At 50.0% G+C, this 10,467-nt stretch carries 11 protein-coding genes; all 11 read left to right on the forward strand.

Translation table 11 applies throughout. The features are described from left to right. Nucleotides 1–1,045, forward strand: a 1,045-nt coding sequence (locus Q7V48_12020; GenBank protein ID MDO9211452.1) for an acyl-CoA dehydrogenase family protein, incomplete at its 5' end; no start/stop codon positions are given. Between the two features lie 56 nt (nt 1,046–1,101). Further along, nucleotides 1,102–1,896, forward strand: a complete 795-nt coding sequence (locus tag Q7V48_12025; GenBank protein ID MDO9211453.1) for an electron transfer flavoprotein subunit beta/FixA family protein — start codon at nt 1,102–1,104, stop codon at nt 1,894–1,896. A 9-nt stretch (nt 1,897–1,905) separates the two neighbouring features. Next, entirely contained in the window at nt 1,906–3,126 is a 1,221-nt protein-coding gene (locus Q7V48_12030) for an FAD-binding protein (GenBank protein MDO9211454.1), read from the forward strand. 2 nt (nt 3,127–3,128) lie between these two features. Then, nucleotides 3,129–4,247, forward strand: a complete 1,119-nt coding sequence (locus tag Q7V48_12035) for an acyl-CoA dehydrogenase family protein (GenBank protein MDO9211455.1) — start codon at nt 3,129–3,131, stop codon at nt 4,245–4,247. Between the two features lie 62 nt (nt 4,248–4,309). Continuing rightward, complete coding sequence (locus Q7V48_12040) at nt 4,310–5,758, forward strand: 4-hydroxyphenylacetate 3-hydroxylase N-terminal domain-containing protein (protein ID MDO9211456.1); 1,449 nt, start codon at nt 4,310–4,312, stop codon at nt 5,756–5,758. A gap of 360 nt (nt 5,759–6,118) precedes the next feature. Then, nucleotides 6,119–6,595, forward strand: a complete 477-nt coding sequence (locus tag Q7V48_12045; protein ID MDO9211457.1) for a helix-turn-helix domain-containing protein — start codon at nt 6,119–6,121, stop codon at nt 6,593–6,595. Further along, nucleotides 6,534–6,770: a TetR/AcrR family transcriptional regulator C-terminal domain-containing protein gene (locus Q7V48_12050; protein ID MDO9211458.1), complete on the forward strand. Its 237-nt coding sequence runs from the start codon at nt 6,534–6,536 to the stop codon at nt 6,768–6,770. The genes Q7V48_12045 and Q7V48_12050 overlap by 62 nt, the downstream gene beginning before the upstream one ends. 283 nt (nt 6,771–7,053) lie before the next feature. Beyond that, the gene (locus tag Q7V48_12055) at nt 7,054–8,250 is read left to right on the forward strand and encodes an ABC transporter substrate-binding protein (GenBank protein ID MDO9211459.1); all 1,197 of its coding nucleotides are present in this window, start codon (nt 7,054–7,056) and stop codon (nt 8,248–8,250) included. A gap of 130 nt (nt 8,251–8,380) precedes the next feature. Further along, nucleotides 8,381–9,241, forward strand: coding sequence for a branched-chain amino acid ABC transporter permease (locus Q7V48_12060; protein MDO9211460.1), 861 nt, complete (start codon nt 8,381–8,383; stop codon nt 9,239–9,241). Continuing rightward, complete coding sequence (locus Q7V48_12065) at nt 9,234–10,235, forward strand: branched-chain amino acid ABC transporter permease (GenBank protein MDO9211461.1); 1,002 nt, start codon at nt 9,234–9,236, stop codon at nt 10,233–10,235. The genes Q7V48_12060 and Q7V48_12065 overlap by 8 nt, the downstream gene beginning before the upstream one ends. Further along, nucleotides 10,204–10,467: ATP-binding cassette domain-containing protein (locus Q7V48_12070; GenBank protein ID MDO9211462.1), on the forward strand; the 264-nt coding region annotated here is incomplete at its 3' end. The genes Q7V48_12065 and Q7V48_12070, both read left to right, overlap by 32 nt.

Here is a 10,467-nt window from a genome sequence, read left to right on the forward strand (position 1 = left end):
CTCCCATGTTTTTAATTGGGACGTCGTCCGGAAGCTAGCCAAGGAGGATTTACTCTTCCTGAGCATTCCCAAGGAATATGGAGGCAGCGGCCTAGACCCGATCACGATCACCCTCATCATAGAAGAGCTGGCCGTGGGTGACGCTGGCGTGGCCTTCACCACGACCACGAATTTATACCAACCCCCTCAGGTCGCCGGTAACGAAAAACAGAAGGAAAGATTCCTCCCGCTCATTTGTGACCAAGAAAACCCGGGCCTGCTTTCTTTTGTGATAACCGAACCCGGTGCGGGATCGGATGCTGCGGCGATAACCACTTCCGCTCAGTTAAGGGGCGATGAATACGTGATCCGGGGGACGAAATGCTTCATCACCAACGGAGGCCTGGCGCGGCTGTATACGGTTTTTGCAAACGCGGATAGGACCAGAGGGGCAAAGGGCATTTCAGCCTTCATCGTTCCGGGTGATTCCCCCGGCCTATCCAGGGGTAAGGTTGAAGACAAGATGGGTCTGCGATCCTCCTGTACCGCTGAGGTAATTTTGGATGATGTCCGAATCCCCAAGGAGAATTTGCTCGGAGAAATTGGATCTGGATTTCGAATCGCTATGCGATATCTGGATGTGGCTCGGACAACCTCCTGTGCCGCGGTGGCCTTAGGCTTGGCCCGAGCAGCCTTTGAAACGGCTGTGGGCTTCTTCAAAAGATCTCCCGCGAAGGCCAAAGTTACCATAGGACAGCAGATCATTTCTCATACCTTGGCTGACATGGCTGCGGCTATTGAGTCATCCCGGCTTCTGGTTTGGAAGGCTGCCTGGCTGATTGAGCGGGAACTCCCGGTCGCCAAAGATTCAGCCCTGGCCAAATTTTTGGCCAGCGATATGTGCATGAAGGTAACTGCCGACGCCTTGCAGCTCCTCGGATTTTATGGATACACGTCTGAATACCCTCTGGAAAAATACATGCGGGATGCAAAAATTCTGCAGATCTACGAAGGCACCAATCAGATCCAAAGGACTGTAGCCTCAAGGGGGCTGTTGGCCAATTGAATCAGTTTCGGAAAAATTTCAACAAACTCTTGGAGGTATAAGAAGGGCCGATGGGTATGCAGATCATCGTCTGCCTCAAGCAAGTTCCGGATACGGCGGAGATAAAAAGAGTTCAGATCAACCCCGAAACCGGAACCATCATCAGAGAAGGAATTCCATCCGTCGTCAACCCCTTGGATGAATATGCTTTGGAGGAGGCGGTTCGTATTAAGGAAAAGCAGGGGGGAAAGGTTACGGTCCTCAGCATGGGCCCTGCCCAAGCTGAAGATGCATTGAGGAAGGGACTGAGCATGGGGGCAGATGAGGCCATCTTGCTGTGCGACAGAGCATTCGCCGGCGCCGATACTCTGGCTACAGCCTACACCTTAAGTGCAGCCATTAAAAAGATTGGCCGATTTGACCTAATTCTTTGCGGACAGCAAGCAATCGATGGAGATACAGGGCAGGTCGGCCCCAGTCTCGCTGAGCAACTGCATGTGCCCCAGGTGACTTATGTGAATCGGGTGGAAATCGAGGGCCAGAATCTTCGAGTCCGCCGGGAGGTTGAAGGAGGTTATGAAGAACTTCATTGCCCGCTACCCGCTCTCCTTACGGTAGTCAAAGGAATCAATGAACCGCGGATTCCAACCTTCAGCAGCCTCGCTGAGGCCATGGAGAGAGAGATTCACATCTGGACCGCTGGTGACCTGGGGGCTGAAGCCGATCGACTGGGCCTGGAGGGATCCCCCACCTGGGTGGTGCGGATCTGGACCCCGGAAGTTAGGCGCAACGGGCAAGTAATAGAAAACCCTCCTGCGGAAGCAGCCCAGAAATTGGCTTCTTTCCTCAAGCAAAAGGGGATTCTATCGTAGGGAGACCTAATGGGAATACAGATCGATAAAGATAAATGCACGGGATGCGGACGGTGCCTGGCCGTCTGTCCATTTGGCTGCATGGAAGTAGTGGAAAGAAAGGCCATCATCAAAGAAGGCTGCCTGGTTTGCGGAGCCTGCAGAGATGTTTGCGAGTTCGAGGCTGTTGCCATTGAACGCGGGTCGTCCCGGGGGACTCCGGACATCGAAAAATATAGCGGTGTCTTGGTGTTTGCTGAACAGCACCAAGGAAAGTTGAGGGATTGCACCCTGGAATTGCTTGGTGCAGGAAAAAAGCTGGCCGACAAACTCCAACAGGAATTGGCCGCGGCTCTTATCGGATCTGAAGTCGATATGTTATGTCCGCCCCTGTTTGCCCATGGAGCAGACAAGGTCTACCTCGTCCAAGATGAAAAACTGAAATTCTATCATACCGACCCTTATGCTGCAGCTATGACGGCCGTGATCGCTCAACAGAAACCCTCCATCGTTCTCTTTGGAGCTACGACCACAGGCCGTGACTTGGCGCCCAGGCTTGCGGCTCGCCTCCGGACAGGTCTGACTGCGGATTGCACGGGGCTAGAAGTCGAAGACGAAAGCGGGCTTCTCCTGCAAATTCGCCCCGCGTTTGGTGGCAATATTATGGCCAGTATTAAATGTTCAAACTATCGACCCCAGATGGCGACAGTCCGGCCTAAAGTGATGAAGAAGCCAGTCCCTGATATATTACGCCGGGGAGAGATTATTAGGGTAGAAGGGAAGGTAAATCCCAAGAGCATACGCACCAAGGTCATCCAGGTGATCGAGACCATGGACCAGATCGTTAATCTGGAAGAAGCAGAGATTGTGGTCTCCGGTGGGAGGGGATTGGGAAAGGCGGAGAACTTCCATCTTCTTGAAGAACTGGCCAAATCCTTGGGCGGAGCGGTGGGGGCTTCACGAGCTGCGGTGGATGCTGGATGGAAACCGCACTCTTTTCAGGTGGGCCAGACTGGCAAAACTGTATGTCCCAAGCTCTATATCGCTTGCGGGATTTCGGGAGCCATCCAGCATTTGGTGGGGATTCAGACCTCTGATATGATCGTGGCAGTTAATAAAGATCCAGAAGCTCCGATCTTTAAGGTTGCGGACTTCGGGATCGTAGGAGATCTTTTTCAAATCATACCTGAACTGACCCAGGTGGTTCGGGAATTCAAAGGAGACAACGGTTCAGGCGAGTGCGAGAGGTGATCATGGAAGTGCAATATCAATTGACCAAGAAACAGACGTTATTTCAGGCGATGGTAAAAGATCTTGTCCAAAAGAAGATTGCACCTCGAGCCGGTGAAGTCGACGGCACAGCCAGTTTTCCCCATGAATTGACCGAAATATTGGGGCAGAACCGACTTTTATCACTGCTGGTTCCCAAAGAGCAAGGAGGCGAAGGGGCCGGCTTCATGGATTTCTGCATAGTCATTGAGGAGATCAGTAAGGTCTGCCCAACCTCGGCTGTCATCTGCACGTTCCAAAACATGGGCTCCAGATTCATCTTGAAGAACGGAAAAGAGTCCCATAAGAGTTATTTGCCCCGAATGGCCAACGGCCAAATCATTTTTGGGTTCGCCCTTAATGAGGCAGCAGCCCTTGATCTGGCTGCCGTGCCAGTGACTGCGATCAAGGAAGGTCGGACTTATGTATTGAACGGAGCCCCATGTTTCATCGCGAATGGTGACGTAGCCAATATTTTTGCTATTTTCGTCCTCACCAATGGCGCGATCAGCGGGTTGCTGGTGGAGAAGGGAACGTCCGATTTTTCTGTGGTGAAGATCGAAGGCCTGACCGGCAGCGAAGCAAGGTATGGCTGCCAAGCCATTTTTAAAGATTGCCACGTTCCTATAGAAAACCTTTTGGGGCAAGAAGGGGATGGCCTGAGAATTATGGTAGACTTCATGGGCGAGATCGGTTGCTCAGCTGCAGCCAGAGCAGTTGGGGTGGCCCAGGGAGTCCTCGACTACGCTATCCAATACGCCAAAGATAGGGTACAATTCGGGCGTTCCATCTTCCAGTTTCAGGCCATCCAGTCATTACTGGCCGGCATGGCTACCAGGGTGGAAGCAGCCAGGCACTTACTTTACAAGGCAGCCTCGATGTATGATCAGGGGAACAAAGATGCTTACCGGTTTGCTGCAATGGCCAAATATTTTGCCTCAGAGGCGGCCATGTCCGTTTCCACTGATGGGGTTCAGATCGCCGGAGGGTATGGTTATATGAAGGATTACCCATTGGAGAAGATGATGAGAAATGCCAAGCTGACGCAAATTGCGGAAGGGCCTAACCAAATTCAGCAGTTGATCATAGCCAAAAGTCTCTGAATTGATTTAGCTCGTTGATATAGAATTCCAGAAGTATAAAATTAAAATTAAGGAGGATAGATATGCCATTGATGAATGGAGAGCAGTATCGGGATAGCTTGAGGAAGATGAAGCATGTAGTCTACATCTTTGGGGAACGCATCTCGAACCCTGTGGACCACCCCATCGTTATTCCCTCGCAAAATGCTGTGGCTATGGCATACGACTTAGCATTTGATCCTAAATACGAAGACCTAATTACTGTGACCTCATCTTTGACGGGGAGGAAGATTAATCGGTTTACCCATATCTTTCAGAGTATTGATGATATGCTAAAGAAAGTTAAGATGGCCAGGCTTCTGGGACAGAAGACGGGCACCTGTTTTCAGCGCTGTGCCACCATGGATGCAGCCAATTCCCTGTTCATCGTCACTAGCGAGATGGATAAAAAACTGGGGACAAATTACCATGATCGTTTTTTAAACTTCATACGGGAGGCTCAAGAAAAGGATTACTACGTCGGAGTAGCTATGACCGATGTAAAAGGCGATCGATCCCGCAGGCCCCACGAGCAGGCTGATCCAGATCTATACCTCCATGTGGTGGAGGAGAATAAGGATGGGATTGTCGTCCGGGGTGCTAAATCCAACCAAACGGGGTCGATCAACTCCCAGTACACCATAGTGGCGCCAACGGCAGCCATGAGAAAAGAAGACTCGGATTATGCCGTGGCTTTCGCCGTACCTACAGACGCCGAGGGTATAATTCACATCTATGGCCGCAATCCTGGAGATACTCGAAAATTGGAGAACTGCCCTGTTGACATGGGCAATTACCGATTCAGCGGCCAAGAAACCTTGATGATCTTCCATAATGTTTTCGTCCCATGGGAGAAAGTCTTTCTGTATAAAGAGGTCGAATTCGCCGGACGGATTCCCTTCCTTTTTGGGGCTAACCACCGGCAGTCCTATGGAGGCTGCAAAGCAGGGGTAAGCGATGTCCTGATTGGAGCCGTGAAGCTTTTGGCAGAGTACAACGGGATCGATAAGATGCCCCACATCAGGGATAAGATCCTAGAGATGGTGCGCCTTACGGAGACAATTTATTGCTGCGGCCTGGCTGCTGGTGTCGAAGGAGCAAAGACCGAGGCTGGTTCTTACTTTGTCAATCAACTTCTAGGCAATGTGTGCAAGCTCAATGTGGCTACGCTGCCATTTGAGATGGCCCGGTTGGCGGTGGACATCACCGGGGGAATTCTGGGTACACTTGTTTCGGAGAAAGATTTAAAAAGCCCGGAAATAGGCAAGTTCGTGGAAAAATACTTGAAAGGGTTGCCAGAGGTCGCTACGGAACATAAAATGAGGATAATTTACCTGATCCAGAACCTCCTCTTCGGCGTAAACTCCGTCGGCTATGTGGTGGAATCGGTCCATGGTGCTGGACCCCCGGCAGCTCAGAAGAGCAGCCTCAACCGGTTGGTCGACTTCGAGGAAAAAAAGAACTTCGCCAAAGAAATTGCAGGGATTCATTAGTAATTGTAATCGATGGAGGGGTTAAGATGTCAGCATTAAAAGGTATTCGCATCTTGGATTTGACCGTTACTCTTCCGGGCCCTTACTGCACCCATGGGCCAGCACACCGAAGAGATCCTCAAAGAGCTGGGATATTCTGTCGAGACCATTGAAGGTCTGCGGAGAGAAAAAGTCATTTAAATCTCCGAACCTGCAATCCCTCTGAATTTAAAATCTTCGAATTTAACTCACCTTCGATCTGGTTTGGCCACCGCATGGGCGAAACGCCTATAAATTTATGATAATAAAAATATTTTTACAAAAAATGGTAGGAGGAGATTTTTTAATTTCACTAAAAATTTTCTTGACAAAGGATATAAATTGATTATCATTCGAGTAAAGTTGGAAAGGGTTTTACCTGGCCACGTGCCTGCAGAATTCGGTCTCCTCCCGTCAATGAAGGTTACCATGGCGGATAAAAAAAGGAAATTTTCTTACTCCTCACCGAAGAGGAGGACTCTCCAAGGGGAGAGCAAGAAGCGGCTGATTTTAAAAGTGGCGACTGAGGTCTTCGCCGAAAAGGGGTTCAATGAAACCACCATCGCCCAGATCGCTCAGATAGCCAAAATTGCCGAAGGCAGCATTTACCATTATTTCGAGAACAAAGAAGGCCTGCTCTTCTCCATCCCCGAAGAGCGAATGGAAAAATTTCTATCCGGTCTCCGCGAGCACCTGAGGGGAATTAAAGGGGCTCTGAATAAGCTCAGGAAGCTCATCTGGTATCACCTCAATTTTTATGAAAAAAATAAAGATTATACTCAAATTCTACTTCCAGAGTTCCGTTCTTCAGGTCATTGAGGAAGGGAAAAAAGAAAAAGCCATCCGGAAGGAAATCGACCCTTACATTCTTCGCGATATCATCCTGGGAACCATTGAGCACTTCGCCATTCGGGGGTTTATCCTGGGGAGGTTCCCCAACCTGTCAGAAGCGGGGGACCATCTTTATGATCAGATTGTTGGTGGGGTGGCCTAGAGGAATCGGATGATCATTCTTCCCCGGAATAAATGGATCGGGCTGCAATGAGCAGAACGGACAGAAGGAAAATCTCTGCAAGGGGTAGGAGCAGGCAGGGAATCGGGTGAGGGCCAAAAGAAAAAGGAAGGGGGTGAGAGTGGGGGAAAACAATCTTGATGCCTATTGGGAAACGACGATGCTGCAGTGAAGGGGTAGAAAAAAGATGATTAAAAGAGAGCTATGGTCAAGATGAATGAACACGTCAACCGCTTTAATGCCAAGACGAATAAAGGGGGAGGACATGGAAAAAAATAAAAAATTAATTCTGATCATGATACTTCTTTTCGTTTTTCAATTCGCTTTTGGCCTCGCTTGGCAGTCGAGGAGTGAAGCGAAAGAATTGAAGATCGCCGTCATCACCGCGCTGTCTGGCTCGGGTGCGAACTGGGGAAGAGGAATCCTCCACGGCGCCGAGTTGGCGGCGGATGACGTGAATGCTAAGGGTGGCCTCCTGGTTGGGGGGGAAAAATATACGATCAAGCTGATCCCTTATGATGACAAATACACGGCTGCCGGCGGGGCTGCGGCAGTTCATAAAGCTGTCTTCAGCGACAAAGTGAAAATCATCATCGGCTCCATCAGCTCCGCATCGGTTCTGGCCATGCAAGAGGTTACGGAAAAGAACAAGATATTGATTATGGCAGATAGCTGGGCGCGCGAAGTTATTAGCCCTCAGAAACCTTACACTTTTAGGCCCTTTATGACTTCCACCCAGGCAGCGCCTGGAATGGCTCGCTGGGCCAAAAAGACTTTTCCGGAGGTGAAGGAGATTGTTACCGTAGCCGCCAATGATGCGAGCGGCTGGTCCATCGGCAAAGATTATCAGGAAGCCTACCAAAAAGAGGGATTTAAAGTTCTCACGGAATTTCCCGAGAGGGGAATCAAAGATTTATATCCCATCCTGACCAGAATAAAAGGGACCAATGCTGGCATTCTTCAGGATTGCGCCTTGGGGGTTGGAACAGCTGCCCTCCTAACCAAGCAGACCAAGGAGATGGGACTTAAAGCCGCCGTAATAGGCGGGGCGTGGGTCGACCCGAGTGAATTTATCCGCAATGCCGGCGGGGCCGAGATGGCCGAGGGATACGCCTATCCCGTTGTCTTTGACCGCAATTCCCAAGATCCGGCGATCGTAGATTTCATCAAAAAATTCCGGAAAAAATACGGGGAGAAAGAATTCATCGATACTCCGGATCCTTCCTTCTACGACGGCACGATGCTTCTGTTTGAAGGTCTCCGCAGGGCAGGAACGGTGGAGGATACGGATAAGATTCGAGTCGCTCTTGAAGGTATCGAAAAATTTCAAGGCGTCCTCGGTGAAATGAGGTGGGGCGGGAAAGAAACGTATGGGATCAATCATCAGATTATCCAGCATCACCATATCGCCCAGATCCAAAAGGGCAAAGAAGTCATTATCCTGAAGGCCGGGGAGTTTTAGTAGGGAGGCCGATTGGACTAAAATGGGTTTGGAACCCACCTTGGCTGGGTGAGGCAGGGGAATATCCGGGCATCATGCTCGAGCGGGCATGGTGCCCCTTGGGGGATTCAGGGAGGTTCGATTTTCGTCCATGGACCCGATTTTCTTTCAGACCTGCATCAACGGATTGATCCTGGGGTCGCTCTATCTTTTGGTAGCTTTAGGCTTGACCCTAATTTTCAGTATCCTGGGGATCATCAATTTTGCGCACGGTGAGATCTTCATGCTGGGAGGATTCGCGACTTTCTTCCTGAGGGAATACTATGGAGTGAACTTTTTCCTCTCCCTGGTTGCCTCTATGCTGATCCTTGCGGCTTTTGGGGTTTTGATCGAAAGAATGATCTTTCGGCCTTTACGTGGAGAGCCATTAAACTTATTGGTCATTTCTCTGGGATTGTCCATTGTTCTGCAAAACCTGGCCCTCATTTTTTGGGGACCGGAAGAGCAATCCTACCTCATCGGATTCCAGGGAGTCATCAACCTATTCGGCATGGTACTCTCCAAAGAGAGACTGGCGGCTTTCACGATCTCGGCCATTTTGGTGGTGGGATTGTATGTATTTATCGGGCGAACCAAGACCGGCAAAGCTCTTCAGGCCGTAGCCCAAGACTCTGAGGCAGCGGCCTTGCAGGGGATCAACATCAATCAGATAAACGCTCTAACCTTTGGGATCGGCTGCGCCCTGGCGGCGGCAGCGGGTTCGACCATGGGTCCGATTTTCCTTGTTTCTCCCTTCATGGGCATGATGCCCGTGGTGAAAGCTTTCATTATCATCATGCTGGGAGGCCTGGGAAGCGTTATCGGGGCCGTAGTCGGAGGGCTGATCCTGGGGATCGCGGAGAGTTTTGGAGCCACCTATCTGGGGGCAACCTTCCAGAATATGATCGGTTTCATTATTCTCATGTCCTTGTTGATTTTCAAACCTTTGGGGCTTTTTGGATACCATGAGTAAGAAAGGTTTTTATCTTATTGGTTTGTACCTTTTTCTATTGTGTATCCCCTTATTCACAAAGGATCTTTACCATATCCACATTTTGATCGTGACCATGTTCCATATCATCCTGGCCCTGGGCCTGAATTTCGTGATGAACACGGCTCAGGTTCCTCTCTGCCAGGCAGCCTTCGTGGGAATCGGGGCTTATACTTCCACCTTATTGGTCATGCGGTTAAATTTCTCCTTTTGGCTCTCTCTCCCGATTGCCGGGATTCTTACGGGAATCCTCGGGATCATTGTGGGATTGCCAACCTTAAGAATCAAGGGGATCTATTTCGCCATGGCCACCTTTGCCTTCGGGGAGATCATTCGGCTGCTTTTCATTGGCTGGGGGGGATTATTTGGCGGCGCGAATGGGATTAGCGCGATTCCTTCTCCCAATCCCATTCCCATACCCTTCCTCGGGCAGATAGAATTTGAAACCAAAGTCCCCTATTACTATTTTACCCTTGTTGTTCTGACCCTCTGTCTCATCATTATTTATCGGCTGACTCATTCCCGAATCGGAAGAGCTTGCACGGCCATTCGGGAATCTGACCTTCTGGCGCAGTGTACGGGAATTGACATTATGGGATATAAGGTCTTTGCCTTCGCCGTCAACTCTTTCTTCGCGGGGATCGTGGGGGGCATCTACGCTCATTATTTTCATTTTATTGGTCCTCAGGATTTTACCTTCTGGCAATCCGTTGAATACCTGGTCTTCATTGTCATGGGAGGAAGTGGAACTATCGGAGGGCCGATCATCGGCTCCATTTTTCTCACTTTTCTGCCCGAATTCCTAAGAATGGCTGTGGAGTTTCAGGTAGTGTTATATGGACTAGCCCTCATTCTGGTTCTGCTCTTCATGCCCCAAGGGATCGTGGGCCTATTGGTTAAGGTTAGCAACCGTTTGGCAAGGTCTTCATACAGAAATAAAAAAGATGAAAATACTGGAAGTGCGAGAATTAAGTAAGAGGTTCGGCGGCCTAATGGCCGTAAGTCAATTGGATTTCGATGTCCAGGCAGGGGAAATTCTGGGGCTGGTCGGCCCCAATGGCGCCGGGAAGACGACGGTATTCAACCTCATCACAGGGATCTACGTGCCGAACGTAGGGAAAATTTTCTTCAACAGCGAAGATATCACAGGGCTGAAGCCTCATATCATTGCGCGCAAGAGGATCGTCAGAACATTTCAGTTGACGACC

Source organism: Deltaproteobacteria bacterium, assembly GCA_030654105.1.
GTDB lineage: Bacteria > Desulfobacterota > SM23-61 > SM23-61 > SM23-61 > JAHJQK01.